General features: G+C 60.1%; 12 protein-coding genes and 2 pseudogenes. 7 read left to right on the top strand and 7 right to left on the bottom strand.

All coding sequences use genetic code 11. The features are described 5' to 3' along the window. Window positions 1-70: 70 nt before the first annotated feature. Window positions 71-1315, top strand: a complete 1245-nt coding sequence (locus BBBR_RS04075) for an N-acetylglucosamine-6-phosphate deacetylase (protein ID WP_003829137.1) — start codon at window positions 71-73, stop codon at window positions 1313-1315. A gap of 262 nt (window positions 1316-1577) precedes the next feature. Here BBBR_RS04075 and glgP read toward each other — a convergent pair. From glgP to BBBR_RS04065, 3 genes and pseudogenes are all read right to left on the bottom strand, one after another. After that, window positions 1578-3191: pseudogene (gene glgP / locus BBBR_RS04070) on the bottom strand (glycogen/starch/alpha-glucan family phosphorylase); the annotation flags it as partial. Between the two features lie 69 nt (window positions 3192-3260). Further along, window positions 3261-3457, bottom strand: a pseudogene (locus tag BBBR_RS10655) (MFS transporter); the annotation flags it as partial. Window positions 3458-3550: 93 nt separating this feature from the next. Next, window positions 3551-5602 carry an MDR family MFS transporter gene (locus BBBR_RS04065; RefSeq protein WP_019728045.1) on the bottom strand — a complete coding sequence of 684 codons (2052 nt, stop codon included), beginning with the start codon at window positions 5600-5602 and terminating at the stop codon, window positions 3551-3553. A gap of 880 nt (window positions 5603-6482) precedes the next feature. On the opposite strand from BBBR_RS04065, the gene BBBR_RS04055 reads away from it, so the two are divergent. Together BBBR_RS04055 and BBBR_RS04050 are read left to right on the top strand one after the other, a co-directional pair. Further along, window positions 6483-7145 carry a TetR/AcrR family transcriptional regulator gene (locus BBBR_RS04055; RefSeq protein ID WP_025262926.1) on the top strand — a complete coding sequence of 221 codons (663 nt, stop codon included), beginning with the start codon at window positions 6483-6485 and terminating at the stop codon, window positions 7143-7145. Between the two features lie 156 nt (window positions 7146-7301). Next, on the top strand, window positions 7302-8573 hold the full coding sequence (locus BBBR_RS04050) for an MFS transporter (RefSeq protein WP_003829121.1): 1272 nt from the start codon (window positions 7302-7304) through the stop codon (window positions 8571-8573). A 183-nt stretch (window positions 8574-8756) separates the two neighbouring features. On the opposite strand, the gene BBBR_RS04045 is transcribed toward BBBR_RS04050, so the two are convergent. Next, window positions 8757-8948 carry a helix-turn-helix transcriptional regulator gene (locus BBBR_RS04045; protein ID WP_003829118.1) on the bottom strand — a complete coding sequence of 64 codons (192 nt, stop codon included), beginning with the start codon at window positions 8946-8948 and terminating at the stop codon, window positions 8757-8759. Between the two features lie 264 nt (window positions 8949-9212). Continuing rightward, window positions 9213-10469 carry a HipA family kinase gene (locus BBBR_RS04040; protein WP_003829116.1) on the bottom strand — a complete coding sequence of 419 codons (1257 nt, stop codon included), beginning with the start codon at window positions 10467-10469 and terminating at the stop codon, window positions 9213-9215. 173 nt (window positions 10470-10642) lie between these two features. On the opposite strand from BBBR_RS04040, the gene BBBR_RS04035 reads away from it, so the two are divergent. Together BBBR_RS04035 and BBBR_RS04030 are read left to right on the top strand one after the other, a co-directional pair. Next, complete coding sequence (locus BBBR_RS04035) at window positions 10643-10888, top strand: type II toxin-antitoxin system RelB/DinJ family antitoxin (protein ID WP_003829112.1); 246 nt, start codon at window positions 10643-10645, stop codon at window positions 10886-10888. Further along, window positions 10875-11198 (top strand): type II toxin-antitoxin system PemK/MazF family toxin, encoded by a 324-nt coding sequence (locus BBBR_RS04030; protein ID WP_003829109.1) that lies wholly within the window; start codon window positions 10875-10877, stop codon window positions 11196-11198. Before BBBR_RS04035 ends, BBBR_RS04030 begins: the two co-directional genes overlap by 14 nt. Before the next feature lie 216 nt (window positions 11199-11414). On the opposite strand, the gene BBBR_RS10260 is transcribed toward BBBR_RS04030, so the two are convergent. After that, entirely contained in the window at window positions 11415-12029 is a 615-nt protein-coding gene (locus BBBR_RS10260) for a cupin domain-containing protein (protein WP_003829107.1), read from the bottom strand. A 93-nt stretch (window positions 12030-12122) separates the two neighbouring features. After that, window positions 12123-12992, bottom strand: coding sequence for a class I SAM-dependent methyltransferase (locus tag BBBR_RS04020; RefSeq protein ID WP_003829104.1), 870 nt, complete (start codon window positions 12990-12992; stop codon window positions 12123-12125). Between the two features lie 237 nt (window positions 12993-13229). On the opposite strand from BBBR_RS04020, the gene BBBR_RS04015 reads away from it, so the two are divergent. Together BBBR_RS04015 and BBBR_RS04010 are read left to right on the top strand one after the other, a co-directional pair. Beyond that, entirely contained in the window at window positions 13230-13595 is a 366-nt protein-coding gene (locus tag BBBR_RS04015; protein WP_032738175.1) for a YccF domain-containing protein, read from the top strand. Window positions 13596-14136: 541 nt separating this feature from the next. Next, complete coding sequence (locus BBBR_RS04010) at window positions 14137-15402, top strand: Fic family protein (protein WP_053001023.1); 1266 nt, start codon at window positions 14137-14139, stop codon at window positions 15400-15402. The last annotated feature ends 91 nt before the right edge of the window (window positions 15403-15493 follow it).

Raw genomic sequence — 15493 nt, 5'->3', positions numbered from 1 at the left:
ATTTGGTCCGCTGACTGCACGCTAGTGGACCAAATCCCATGACGGATACGATTTGAAAAGAGCTTGAGATATGGACAGACAACAGATCGTCGCGCAGGTGACGGACTCGATGGAGGGCGCGCCGTCGGCCTTCGCGATTCGGGACGCGCGCAAAGTCGACGCCCGCGGCATCGAGGAACATGCTTGGATCGTGGCCGACGCCAATGGCGCGATCGCGGCGCGAGGCACGTCGGATGACGATTTCGAGGCCGCCTGCCGTGCGAATGGCATCGGAACGGATGCGGTCATCGATGCCTCGGGCAAGATCATGACCCCCGGATACGTGGACATCCATTCGCACGGCGCGTGGGAGAAAAGCTTTGACGACGGCCCGGATGGCATCGATGTGGCGCGCGCCGGGCATGCGATGCATGGCACGACCCGTCAGGTGTGTTCGCTGATCACGAATCCGATCGACGTGCAGTGCGAGAATCTGCGTAATGTGCGAGCCAAGATGGATCAACGCCCCGATATCCTCGGCGCGCATCTGGAGGGGCCGTTCCTCGCGTTGTCGCGCAAGGGTGCGCACGATCCGGAATGCCTCAAGGACCCGGTGCCCGAGATCGTGGACCGGATGCTCGAGGCCGCCGACGGCTGCCTACGCCAGATCACGATCGCCCCGGAGCTGCCGCACGGGCTCCAGGCCATCCGCAGCTTCGCGACCGCCGGTACCGTGCCCGCGGTCGGCCATTGCGATGCCGACTACGAGACCGCCCGCCGCGCCTTTGACGAAGGCGCCGGCCTGATGACGCATATGTTCAACGCGATGAACGGTCTGCACCATCGCAAGCCCGGTCCGATTCCGGCGGCGGTCGAGGATCCGCGCGTCACCATCGAGCTGATCTGCGACGGCTTCCATGTGCAGGATCCGATGCTGCGGCTCGGCCTTGGTTTCGCGCCGCATCGCATCGCCTTCGTCACCGACGCGATGGCCGCCACCGACTGCCCGGACGGCGCCTACAAGCTCGGCGCGCTCGACGTGGACGTGGTCGACGGACACGCCCGACTCAAGTCCAATGGCGCGATCGCCGGCTCCACGTTGACCCTCGAGCACGCCGTGCAACGCGCGGTTCTCGAACTGGGCATGTCCCCGGTCGAGGCCATCGAGGCAGCCACGCTGACCCCGGCGAGGGCCTTCGGATTCGACCGGCCGTATCCGGTCACCGGCGCACCCCTCGGTCTGCTCGCCCCCGGATACGCCGCCGACGTGCTGCTCACTGACCCCGCCGACTGGTCCGTCCAACACGCCTGGTGCGCGGGGCGGCGAATCAAGTAACGCCACCCATACACAAAAAGGCCGCACCGGAATCCACTTTCCTGTGCGGCTTTTTCGTTGCAACTCAGCTACTCCACAAACATCATTTGTGCAGAGCAAGCGCGATTACGCGCGCGGCGTCAAGGCGCAGAGGCGAAGGCGCTGAACCGTCAAAGGCGAAGCCCAGTGGGCTTCCCCTAGGTGAAGGGAGCGGTTTACCGCGACGGACGGCGCCAGCCGTCAAATACGTCGAATCCTGCGCAACGACAACAACGCTCCATCATCACGCGAGCGGGCCGGTGTGCCAGATGCGGTCGAGATAATCCTCCATCGACCTATCGGACGAGAAGTATCCGGAGTTGGCGACGTTGAGCACGGCCTTGCGGTTCCATTCGAGCTCGTCGGCGTAGAGGGCCTCGATCTCGGACTGGATGCCCATGTAGGCGGAGAAATCGGCCAAGGTCATGAACCAGTCCTTGGTCAGCCAGTCAGCCACGAGCGGGGAGTAGGCGTTGCGGTCGCCGTTGGAGAAGGTGCCGTCGGCCACCAGATCGATGGCCTGCTTCAGGCGCGGATCGGCCTCGTAGTACTTGGCCGGATCGTAGCCGTTGGCGTACTGGGCTTCCACCTCGTCGACGGTCATGCCGAAGAGGAAGAAGTTGTCGGCGCCGACGCGCTCACGGATCTCGACGTTAGCGCCGTCCAGCGTACCCACGGTCAGGGCGCCGTTGAGAGCGAACTTCATGTTGCCGGTGCCGGAGGCTTCCTTGCCGGCCTGGGAGATCTGCTCGTCAAGCTCGGTGGCCGGGATGAGGTTCTGGGCCATCTCGACGTTGTAGTTCGGCAGCATGTGGACGGCGAGCTTGCCCTTGACGGCCGAATCGCTGCTGATCACGCGGGAAACGTTGTTGATCAGCTCGATGGTCATCTTGGCCAGGTAGTAGCCCGGAGCGGCCTTGGCACCGAAGAACACGGTGCGCGGAGTGATGTCCTCGGCCTTGACCTTACCGGACTTGATGTCGGCGTAGGTGGAGATTACGGCGAGAATCTTCAGAGACTGGCGCTTGTACTCGTGCAGACGCTTGACCATGGTGTTGAACAGGGTGTTCTCGTCGATATCGATGCCGTAGTGGTCCTTGGCGAAGCCCACGAATGCGTGCTTGTTGGCCTTCTTGACGGCGGCGAACTTCTTGACGAATTCGTCATCGGCGGCAAGCGGTTCGAGGCCTTTGAGCAGTTCGAGGTCGCTCACCCACTTGTCGGTGCCCAGGCCCTCGGTGATGAGGTCGGACAGGCGCGGGTTGGCGAGCTTGACGAAGCGACGCGGGGTCACGCCGTTGGTCACGTTGGTGAACTTGTCCGGGTAGACGTCGGAGAAGTTCTTCAGGGTAACGTCCTTCAACAGCTGGGAGTGCAGCTCAGCCACGCCGTTGACGTGGGAGCCACCGTAGGTGGCCAGGTAAGCCATGCGCACGGCGTCGCCAGTGTAGATGGCCATGTCCTTGATGGTGTCGGCGGCAACGCCCTTGGCCTTGAGCTCGGCCTCGAACTGCGCGTTGATCTTCTCGATAATCTCGAGGTGACGCGGCAACAGCTCGCCGATCAGGCTGGCCGGCCAGACCTCAAGGGCCTCCGGCAGCAGGGTGTGGCAGGTGTAGTTGAAGGTCTTGGTGGTGATGGACCACGCGGTATCCCAGTCGTAGCCGTACTCATCGATGAGGATGCGCATGAGCTCGGGGATGCCGATCACCGGATGGGTGTCGTTGAGCTGGAAGACGATCTTGTCCGGGAAGGTCGTCAGGTCCGGCTTGTCCTGGCCCGGGTAGAAGACGCGGATGGCGTCGTGCAGGGAGGCGGACACGAAGAAGTACTGCTGCTCGAGACGCAACGACTTGCCGGACTACACGTCCTACGAGTCGTACGCACAAATTTGGTAGTTCGGCTTAATCGCCATCAGGCCGCGTTACGCGCCGCTGAGCAGCATACCGACACTCCACCCCAGCTCGTTGGCGGCGAGCTTATCGGAGGCGGTGGTCAGGTTGATGAATCCGAGATTCAAATCGATGCCCTCATATTCGCGGGTCATGAGCAACAGTGTAGGTCCATCGGCGCCACGGCCACGAAGCACACCAAGGTATCACCGAGCACCACGTTGCGCAGGTGCCGTAAGACTCCGCGGACAAAGCAATGAGGCTTCCCCCGCGAGAAGGGAAGCCTCATGGTCCATTCATTCTATTCAGCGATGATGGCGCCTAATCACCGATCATCCTTTGGGAACAGCGCGTCGAAGGCATGTTCCATCACGGACTTACGGCGGATCACACCGACGAGTCTGCCATCACCATCCACCACCGGCAGTTTCTTGAACTGCTTCTTGGCGAGGATTCGGGCCACCTCTCCAACATGCTGGTCGGGCGTGGCGGCAACGACCTTACGCGTGGCGATGTCCATCACCTTCTTGCCGGAGAGCGCCTGCACCTTGGAGGCCACGGTTTCGTCGTCGAACACCACCATCGTCGAACCGGTGCCGGTGGAAACCGTACGGGATTCATAGGTGGCAATCGATTTCAGGACATCGCCGTCGCTGACGAAGCCGACGAGCCTGCCATCGCCGTTCACCACGGGAAGGCTGGAGACGTTGAGGCGGATGAACTCGCGCACCACATGCGTGATGTCATCGCTGTCCAGGCAGCTGTAGGGCTGATCGTCCATGATCCCGCCGATGGACTGTTCCTGGGCCTGCTTGAATAGGGAGGCGGCGGGGGCCACGTATGCGCCGGCGTAGTGATGCTCGGCGGGCTGACCTTCAGTGGTTTCGGCCGCGACTTCGGCGGAGGCTTGCGCCTCGTAGGCCTTGGCGTTGCGTGCGGCCTTCTCCTTGGCACGGCTGGTGACGGTGAAGATGCAGATGATCAGGGCGACCAGCGAGATGGCGGCGCACAGCAGGTAGGAGAACGCGATGCCGCTGGCCGTGGCGGACTTCACACCCTGGGACATGTGCGAGGCGGTCACGGATGTTTCTGCGGTGACCAGAAGCGAGGTCGCAATGGCTGCCGCGATCTGGCGGCCGGTGTTGGCGATGGCGTTGCCATGGGCGATCATGTCGTTCGGCAAAGCGTTGACGCCCCAAGTGTTGATCGGCATGTTGGCGATAGCCTGACCGGATGCCTGCAATGCGCAGAACACGGCGACAAACAGCACTGATGTCCTGGTGTTGATGGTGCCGAGAAGACCAAGAGAGATGGTCATGAGCGCAAGGCCGCCGAGACCCACGCCGCGCGGGCCGAATTTGTCGAATGCGGCACCGGCGACCGGACTCAGGATGATGCCGACCGCCGCGGCGGGCAGCATGACCATGCCGGTGACGGTGGCGGATTGGCCGAGCACATTCTGGATGAAGATAGGCAACGTCACGTTGGTTGCGGCGACTGCGGCGTTGATCAGAGTGACCAGAATCGCGGAGTTGCGGAAGTTGCGGGTGGCAAGGGTGTCAACGCGCAACAATGGCTCATCGAGCTTGACTTGCTTGTATACGAATGCGACGAAGGCCACAAGACCAACGACGATTGAGGTAATGACGACCGGACTGGCCCATCCCATCGTGGAAGCGGACGAGAAGCCATAGAGCAGGCCACCGAACGCGATGGTCGAAAGGATCACGGACAGGATGTTGAGCTTTGGGTTCTTCAACTCGCTGACGTTCTTGAGCATCATCGTGCCTCCGACAAGGATGACCAGTGCCACGACTGCGATGCCAATGAACATCGGGCGCCATCCGAAACTGTCAATCACCAGACCACCGACAACCGGGCCGATAGCCGGGCCAGCGGCCATGACGATACCGGCCATGCCCATGGCGGTGCCGCGCTTATCCGGCGGATAGACGAGCATCGGCACTACGGCGACCAATGGCAACAGCACGCCGGAGCCGACGGATTGCAGTATGCGTCCGACGAGCAACAGCATGAAATTCGGCGCGACGGCACACAGCAGTGTGCCGACCATGAAAGCGGCAAGAGCTCCGGCGAAGAGCTTTCGGGTGGAGAATTTATCAATCAGATAGCCTGAAATCGGCACCATGATGCCCGAGACCAGCATGTAGACGCTGGTCACCCACTGCACGGTGCCGGTGGTGATATTGAAATCATGCATCAGTGCCGGCAAGGCCGGTGACATGACGGTCTGGTTGAGCAGCGCGATGAACGAGCCGACGACGATCACACCCACGACGATGAATCGGGTGTGCGGATCAATAGGCTTTACGGAACTGGTGGCGGACCCGAGTTCCGCGGTTTTCTGTGAGGTCACAGCATTTCCTTCTGTTGGTAACGTCATGTGTGGCGATCCGGCCCCATGCTTGTGTCAAGACGCGAGGACACCGATGAGTCCGGACGTAAAGGAAAAGCCGCCATCCGTTCCGCATTCATATACGGCAAACGATTCGCGGCTTTGCGTAAGTTGATGGCTATGGTGAGCGATTCATGCGACGTCGACTGCGGATGGGCCATCGGTACATCCCGGCATAAGGCGTGTCCCCGCTACACCAGCATCGAGAATAGGGCCATTCGTGGATTGGCAAACAGAACATTGCCGACGAACGACCCACGGCAGGCGCGTGCGATGAACATCGCGTAGCGATACAGGTTCATGGCATCTCCTTGATGGGGTCTTCGTACGGCAGACATCGAGAAGCCTATCATCATTCAAATCGACGGTGAAACCCACGCATGCCTGACAATACACAAAATCTTCACAAAAGGATTGGGCTTACCGCATACGCTCCGCCTGAATAACGGTCCGGGGATGAATCAGGGGCGAGCTAAGGGTTGCATCTCGTGTTTCCGTCATGATTTCTGGCGAAGACTCATAATAGAACACACATTATGCTGCTGCAGCAGCCAGTCCTTGCAGAACAATGTCATGACAAAGGCCTGAGAAGACGACTTCTCAGGCCTTATCCGTACCGCTCCCCCAGTCGCTTGTAGCGACAGCTCCCCTCGAAGAGGGGAGCCAGAGAAACACTTACTTGGAGACGTTGAACTTGAACTCGGCGTCTTACCGGTCTTCTTCGTCCCGCCTTGCCGCGGATATTCAATCGCATCGCAGGGGTGACTTCCTCGATCATTTGACAGACCGACCGACGGTCTGTATGCTTGACGGGGACATGAACGAAAGGCAGGCCATCCGCATGGCGCACGATATGCATTCCGGAGACACCGAACGACGAATCCTCGATTCCGCCCGCAGGCTCTTCGCTGAAAAGGGCTACGAGAAGACGTCCATCCAGGACATCCTGAACGACCTGGGACTGTCCAAGGGCGGGCTCTACCACCACTTCAAATCGAAGGAGGCGATTCTCGACCGGCTGAACGCCGACGAGTGGGCCGTAACCGCGCGTCTTCTCGACAAACTCATCGAGCGCAAGGACATGAGTGCGCTTGAGAAGCTGCGCGCGCTCATCGTTTCCGCTGTGGACGCCCCCGATCATCTGGACTTGGTCCGTTCCCAGCTGGCGCTGCTCAAGGATCCTGCGTTCTTTACGGCGAACATGCGCTTCTGGTCGACGAGACTGCCGGAGTCCTTCCGCTCGCTCATCGATATGGGCGTGCAGGACGGCTCCATTCCCACGGCATACCCCGAGGAGGCGGCGCAACTGCTCTCGCTCCTCGGCAACTACTGGCTCATGCCCTGCTTCTACCCCGCCGATCATGCCGGCATGGAACACCGCATCCGCTGCCTCGCCACGATGCTCGACGCCATCGGCGCGCCAGTGTTCGACGAGACGCTCATCCTGCGGACGACCGAAGAGCTCACGGCCCTGACGCCGGAAGAGGATACGGCGTCCGCATAGGAGACGCGCCCGGGTGCGCCGCATCTTGCACATCCTGATGCCACAGATGTCGAAGCGCTTCCGCGCCCTTTTCCTTGGGCGTATTGTTATCACCATAACAGACCGACGGTCGGTTTGTATAAATGGCCGTGGCCAATCACAAGAAAGGAATCCACGATGACGAACGCATACGAATGCACGACCCAACCACAAAGAAGCCAAGCCGCTGATCCTCTTCGCACACGCGACTTCCGCCTGCTCGTCGCGGGTCTCGGAATATCGCTCTTCGCCAACCTTATGCTGCGGTTTGCCATGTCCATGTGGGTGCTTGACAAGACCGGCTCGGCGGCGGCGTTCGCCTCCATTCTTACTGCGAGCATCCTGCCCACGATTCTGCTCTCGCCCCTTGGCGGCGTGATGGCGGATCGTACGAACCGTCGGACCGTCATGGTGGCGCTTGACGCGCTTTCCGCCGTGACGGTGCTCGTCTGCGTGGCGATCTTTTCGGCCGCCGGTTTCAATCTGGCGGCGATAGCCGTGATGCAGGTGGTGCTCGCCGTGCTTGACGCGATGGAGACGCCTACGGTGCAGGCGGCGCTGCCGCAGATGTTCCGCTCCCATGGCGAGGATGTGATGCGTCGCGCGATGGCCGTGGTGAACGTAGTGAACCAGACGAGCACGCTCGTTCCCGCCGTGCTCGGCGGCGTGCTGTACGCGGCGGTTGGTGCGATGCCCATGATGGGCCTCACGATCGTGGGGTTCGGTGCGGCCGCCGTCGTGGAGTGTTTCATCCGGCTCGGCGCTCCCGACCGCGGCGACGCCGGCCGCGTCACCGCGGTCGACGACCTGCGCGCGGCCGGACGTTTCCTCACCCGCGAACGTCCTCATGTGCTGCATCTGGTGTTGATCTGCGCCGCGCTCAACTTCCTGGTGACGGGGTATGCGGAGGTCGGCTTCCCCTACATGGTGCGGACCGTACTGGGGTTCGGCTCCACGGCGTACGGCCTTGCATATGGTCTCGTGGGAGCATCCGGACTGCTCGGCGCGCTCGTCGGTGGACGGGTCGCGAGGTCGCTGTCCATGCGGCGATTCCCGATGGCGATCGCCGCCTTCTCGCTCACCATCCTGCCCCAAGCGCTTGTCATGACGATTCCCGCAGGTGGAGTGATGCGACTCGCGGTGCTCACGGCGAGCACCTGCGGAACCATGATCGCCATCACCCTCGCGAACCTCATCGCCGTGCCGGCGATCCAGATGGGCTGCCCCGAGAACATGACCGGCAAGGTGATGTCGCTCGCGCTCTCCGCGAGCATGTGCGCCCAGCCCCTCGGACAGATCGCATACGGCTGGGCGTACAGCGTCTACCCGGCGGGCGCGGTCCTGGCGGTGACGTTCGCCCTGGCCACCGCGATGCTGCCGCCAGTCGCGCACGTAACGCGGCGGTTCTAGGACGGGATTCCATCACCTTCGCTCTGGACAGCTGAGACATCAAAGCCATGTGCGGATATGCAAACGGCCGCCATCAATCATGGTGATGTTGGCCGTTCACGTCATCCCCGTACCGTAGATATGAAAATGACCACTGTAATCGCACATACGACGATGGTGGTCATTGGATCAATCGCCCCGGCGTCAGGCCTGCACGAGCGGGCGGATGTCGTCCAAGGTGCTGGGGTCGAAGGTCAGCAGATCGTGGTCGGCCTGAAGGTTCGCCCAGAACTCGGGCGTGGTGTCGAGCGCCTTGCCGAGCCGCCATGCCGAGCCGCCATGCCATGGGGTGGTGATGCGCCGCCTGCCATTGACGATCTCGCCGATCGGCGACATCGGCGTGCTTTGCCGTACCCGTCGAGGTGGGTGTGGACCTGCCAGACGTCCCAGATATGATATGCGCCGATGAGCGAAGCAATCGGACTTTGATTCGGAAACGGCCTTCATACCGCACTTGTCCATCACACAACTGGACTGGAACATGAACAGGCACGCAGTCACGGTTGCATAATAGGATTCAAGTCAATAGCAGCCTTCCACGCCTCCTCACAGTGCGCAACCCGGAAGGTCCTTTTTATTGGCGAACTCGACCGGTTTGGCCTATCGCAACAGTCGTTCGTTGAGGATGACAGGAGCGTGTTCGATTGACGGCTGCAACGCATCGAGCTGGTCGGACAGCTTCGACTCGTCGACCACCGGCAGTTCGAGCAGGGATCGTGCGGCCGCGTGCAGGTAGTCGTTCAACGCCTCGATGCGGCCCGGCTCCAGCGGGTAAGCCGGGTCGTTCTCCAAGGTGACGTCCAACGTTTTGCGCAACATCTCATGCTGCGCGCTGCCCATGATGGCCGCGCACTGGTCGCGGAACGTCATACGAGAATTTGCCGGCTGACGTTCGGACAGTACCTGCGGAATCCACGCGCCGCCCTCCCAGTCGGCGCGCATGTCGTTCTTGAACAGCGACATGTTATGGTCGAACAACGGCGCCGGACCCAGAATCCGGCCGGTACGGTTGTCGCGCAGGAACCCGTGGTTGTTGGCGTGACGGTCCTGATTGACGATGAGCGCGTCGAACACTAGCATCGTGCGCATCGCCTCGAACGATTCCTCGGACACGGCGCGTGCGGCGGCGAGGCTCTCCGGGAACGACGCCAGCTGCGTCGCCGCATAGAACGGCACGAACGACACGTCCTTTGAGTTCATCGAACCGCACACCGACGCGAGCTTGCCCTTCCAACGGGCGATGCGGTAGTCGACCGCATTCACACCGAGCCTGCGCGCCAGCTGCGAGGCGAGATACTCGGAATACGGTTCCAAACCGGCGTTCGCATACCATTCGGAACCCGCCTTCCACAGTTCCAGCCCACGTTCCGTATGCCGCCACGCCTTCGGGAACTGGCCGTCCGTCGTCCACTCGCTCGACAGGCCGATCGCATGCTTCTCGCTCGACGTATACCCCGTGTAGGCCACGATGGCGAGCGTCTCGTCCAACGGATTGTCATACAGGTTGATATCCGCGAACTTGAGGTTCTCACCGTCGCGTTCCGCCCAGAACGAATCGTTGACCGACAGCCCCTTGCACAGGTCGATGATGCCCAGCGTATCCGCAATGCTCAACCCCGCCTGCGCAAGAACCTGCGTGGCGAACTCACGATTCTTCGGAATCGTGCGCCGCTCCAGCCACGTCGTCAGCTTCGCATTATCCGGCTCCGGAGCCAACGGAAACGGCAGCAACGCGCGCTTCGACTCATCGAACCAGCGGACATGCGCCTCGATCTTGCCCGCCAGCAGGCCCTCGCCATACGACGCATCGAACCGGAGCAGCGGATCATCATAGAGCCGCAGCACGTAACTCGTCATATCCGGCCCCTCCAATCACAAGCCCGCTCCAAAGTCATATCGGGCGATTCACATATGAAGAACAACTGTCTACAGTATAGACAAGGGCCTTGGAACGCGGGGGCTTCACTCTGAAGTCAAGTATTTGATACAATTTGGTGCAAAAAGATAGCAAATAGCAATAAGGAGTGGCTATGAGCATGCAGATTGCCACGCGAGTTGATGACGAGCAGGCTGCGTTGTTTAAGGAGACGACCCGACAGCTGGGTACCACCCCGGCCGATGCCCTGCGTATGTTCATCAGCGCGTTCAATGATTACCGTGGGTTCCCCTATGAGGTGCGTTTGCCACGAAATGACGTGGAGCCGTTTGCGTCCGAGCGGGACGCTACTGAGTATGCCAGTCGTCTCGCCTTGAGGATGTCCGATGAAACGAGGTGAGATTTGGACGTTGCAGGCCGATGGCTACGCCAGCAAGCCACGGCCGGTTGTCATCGTGCAGAGCGATGCCGTCGATCGGTTCGATTCCGTCATCACTTGTCTGCTGACCTCATACGATTCCTCCGACATCGACACGCGGGTCCGATTGGAACCAAGTCCGGAGAACGGCCTGAACAAAGTGAGTTACGTGATGACGGACAAGATCGTCACCGTCGACCGCAAACTGCTGGGATACCAAGTCGGCGTGGTTGATGATGCAGCCATGGCGAATATCGGCCGTCAGCTCATGCGGGTTCTAGGTTTGCTGTGACGTTTGGGATGGCTGGCGGGCGTGCGTCTACTTGTGACATCGTTTATGCACCCTTGAGGCCGTATGATGATGGCGTCGAATTCAAGCTCTCCCCAACGTCTAAGAAATGGCTTCCTTCATATTACGGTCATACGACCAACACCATATGAAGGAAGCCATCATGAATGGTCTAACGGCAATCAGCTTCTCATACGTGATTGCCAGTCATTCACCGAATCAACCGCGGTTGTCGAACATCTGCAGCAGCATCTTGCTGGGTTCGACGGCATAGACGGTGTGCGGCAGACGGGCGCTCAGGTAGACGATGCCGCCGGCCGTAAGCTCGACTTCACGGCCTTCGCCGCCGACGCGCAGCTTGCCTTCCAGCACCTGGATGATCACGGGCATGGCCGCGGTGTGCTCGCTCAGTGCCTGGTCCTTGTCGAAGCCGAACAGCACGGCGCGCAGGCCGTCCTCGCGCAGCACCGTACGGGAGACAGTGGCCTCCTCCTGAATATCGATCAACGAGGCCAAGTCTTCGATGAATCCAAGATGCGGCTCGGTCGAAATGGCGTGGCCTTCGGCGTCGTGGGCGTCGTGCTTGCAGGCGCAGTGCTTGGCCTCACCCGCTTCAGCGGCCGCGACTTCGCCATGCTTGCAGTGGCACTCCTTCTTCGCGCCCGGCTCCGCGGCCGCGCCCTCGGCGTGCTCGTGCTTGCAGGCGCAGTGGTGTTCGCCGTTGGCGGCAGCCGCCTCGGCTGCCGCGGCGGCTTCCCTACGCTGCTTGCACTTGCAATGCTGCTCGTCGCGTCCTGCCTTGCATGCGGTCTGCTGCTCGTTCTCATCGGCCATGATGTTCTCCTATTCGTCGCGCGTACCTCACATACGCGTCATCGCTTTTGGTCGTTTTCCATTATCCGGCCATCGTGGGCCGGCACACCGCTGTTACGCTTCGGGCTTGCGTACCACGAACGCGATACCGGTAAGTTCGTTGCTGTACTTGTCGAAGGTGTGCTTCATGTTGAGCACGCGGGCGCGGATGTCCTTGTTGCCCAGAACGTTGCGCAGGATGCGCAGCACACCGCCGATACCTTCATCGGCGATATTGCGCTTCATGTCCAGCAAGGCCATCGGCTCCTTGCCTCTCCACAGCACCTCGAAGCCTTCGGCTTCCAGCAGCTCGCGCCATTCCTGCTCGGTGAGCGGGCGCGCGTTCACCTTGATGCTGCGAGCCAGGGCCTTGCGCACCTCATCCTTGACGGATTCGTCCAGGTTGTCCGGCTGCAGGCCGAGTTCGTGAATCGAGTAGGTGCCGCCGGCGCGCAGTAGTCGGAAGGCCTCGCCGATAATCGCCTGCTTGCCACGCTCGGTCTGCATGGTAAGCATGGCTTCGCCGATCACCACGTCGGCGCTGTTGGATTCCAGACCGGTGTCGGCGGCGTCGCGCTGCACGCAGCTTGCCGGAATCGTGGCCTTCTCACTGGTGAGTTTGGAGATGATGTCCACGACCTGCGGATCGCGGTCCACGCCACGGTAGCTCTTGGGGTCGCGCTCGAGAATCGCCCTAGTGGTCAGGCCCAGTCCCGGGGCGAATTCGACGACATCCTTGCCGGCGATGTCCGCGTTGGCGAGCATGCGTTCGGTGAGTTTCTTGCCGCCGGGGCGCAGCACGTGCTTACCGATGCGGGCCAGAAGCCAATGGCCCTGCAGGTGCGCGGGGTCTCGGTCGGACTGCGGCAGGGGCAGCTCGCGGTTGGTGGCGGGTTTGGTGGCAGTGGACTGAAATGCCTGAGAAGGCTGCGGTGTAGTGGTCATGTGTCGTGATGCTATAGTCCACAGCCCGCCCGCACAAGGGTTTTTCGCTAGAAATCAGCCGAATGTGAGAATGCTCACCCGAGTAGGCGCCTGAGCATGCGGCTCAGGGACGATTCAGGGGATGCTCAGGGGTCCCGTCACCGATTCCCCACATATCGCCCGCGTTCGCCTAATAGAATGGAATCCAGCATTCGATTCGGTATCCGGCGCAATGCCGGCAAACGTGAGGAACTTACGATGAGGGTCATCGGCAATATTCTGTGGATCATTCTGGGCGGACTGGCAATCGCCATCAGCTGGACACTGATCGGACTGTTTCTGTGCATCACCATTATCGGTATTCCACTAGGAGTTCAGGCGTTCAAAATGGCGGGCCTTACCTTGACACCGTTCGGCAAAACCGTGCAATACGGTGGCGGCGTTGGCTCCACGCTGGTCAATATCCTCTGGGTGGTGCTGGTCGGCTGGTGGATGGCACTCGGCTATCTGGGTGCAGGCGCGCTCAACTGCATCACCATCATCGGCATTCCGTTCGGCATCCAGTCGTTCAAAATGGCCAAGCTTGCGCTCTGGCCGTTCGGCGCACAGATCTACAGTCTGTAACAATTGTTTCTGCAGTAGGTCCGGTGCAGCGCATTATCATCGTGCGTTGCACCGGACTTTTTATATACAACGGGCATTTCACACACCGCGTGATTTGACGGATTCGGACGTAAGACCTTATGGTGCGCGAACCATGATCAACACATCGCATTCAGCAGCGACGGCGTGAACGAACACGCCATCTGACCAGTACACCTCTCATTGACGCATAGCTGAATCATTGCCGGTGATATCGAGCCGACCCGTTCGCACCATGCCCCATAAACGTACCTATACGAGTATGCGTTCTTGGCATCGTCGCAACGCAATGCACCGCGGCAAAACCCATTGCATACCATCACATATTCAGAAAGAACAACAGATCATGAAGTATTTCACTACTGACACGCATTTCGGGCACTACCATATGTCACTCACATGCAGTCATGCGCACAACTATATTTTTGTATTATCCATGATTTTATAGTTGTTTATTGACTCATTTCCTTCTCTATCTTATACTTTCTATAATCAAGGATGCTCTTTGGGAAGTGAGTCTCTCATGGATATGAAGTATAGAAGTTTGGCAAGGCTGTTCCATGCCGACAGGTCAGTCGATTCCTTCAATAACCATGCGGCACTCGCACGGCAGCGGCTTGAGGCAGATTCCACATTCAGGACCGGGGTCATCACGCCATTGGGCGAACTGTTCTCCGCCACGCCGCGCGAGACGACCCTGCTCATGGAAAATATACTTCTCGCCGAAAGGCGCATATCACGGCTATGGAACCTGATTCCCGGCGTCATGCGCTGGGACTACATACGGCATTCCATCAGTGAGGAACTGTTCGCCACCAACGAGATGGAAGGCGTGCGCAGCACCCGCAAGGAAACCCAGGACGCCGTGGGCGCGGCCGACAAGGCAAGGCGGGACGGCGACGACTCCAAGGCGCGGTTCAGCGAATTTGCCAAGCTGTACCTGAACCTCACGGACAAGGACTCCGCGTTGCCGACAGGCATCGCCGACATCCGCGACATCTATGACAAGGTCGTGCTCGACGAAATCGATGAGAGCAATCAGCCGGACGGCGACCTGTTCCGGAAAGGCGATGTGGAAATACAGGGGCCGCACGGCCTCGCGATCCATAACGGAGTCAAAGGCGAAGGCAACATCGGCGCGCTCCTCACCGACATGATCCATCTCGCGACCTCCGACGAGATTCCCCGGCTGCAGTCGGCCATCATGTCGCACTTCCTGTTCGAATACGTCCACCCGTTCTACGACGGCAACGGCAGAACCGGCCGGTATCTCCTGGCCCTGTACCTGAACCATGACCTGACTATGCCCACCGTGCTATCCCTGTCCCGCACCATCGCGGAGAACAAGAACGCCTACTACAAAGCATTCATGGAAGCGGAAGACAAGCTGAACTGCGGCGAACTCACGCTCTTCGTGAACACCATCCTCGGATTCATCCAACAAGCCCAGGATGAGCTGATTGACGAACTCAGTATCAAGGTCGATCAGCTCGACAAAGGTCGGATACTCTGTACACAGCCTGAAAAGAGGCATGGCCTATCGCGCAATGCCGTCTCGGTGCTCTATGGCGTGATTCAGGAAGAGCTGTTCGACTCGTCCAAATCCATGTCGTTGGACGAAGTGGCCCATCACATCGGACTGTCCAAACAGAGCGCAAGGAAATACGTGGAAGAGCTCTTGGCCGCGGGGCTGGTCGTACAGACCGGAAAACGCCCGCTGAAAATACAGGTATCGAAATCATTGAGGAATGTTCTCGTCACAGGAGTCGACGAGAACGCGGAAGCCTAAATGAAGAAAGGTGGACGCAAACATCTCAACGAGGCCCATACTACGTGGAAAGGCCCAGGCAGCCAACACTGCTCGGACCTCTCTTTCATCG

Source organism: Bifidobacterium breve DSM 20213 = JCM 1192 (assembly GCF_001025175.1).
Lineage (GTDB): Bacteria > Actinomycetota > Actinomycetes > Actinomycetales > Bifidobacteriaceae > Bifidobacterium > Bifidobacterium breve.
This window is presented reverse-complemented; position numbering and strand designations above follow the sequence as displayed.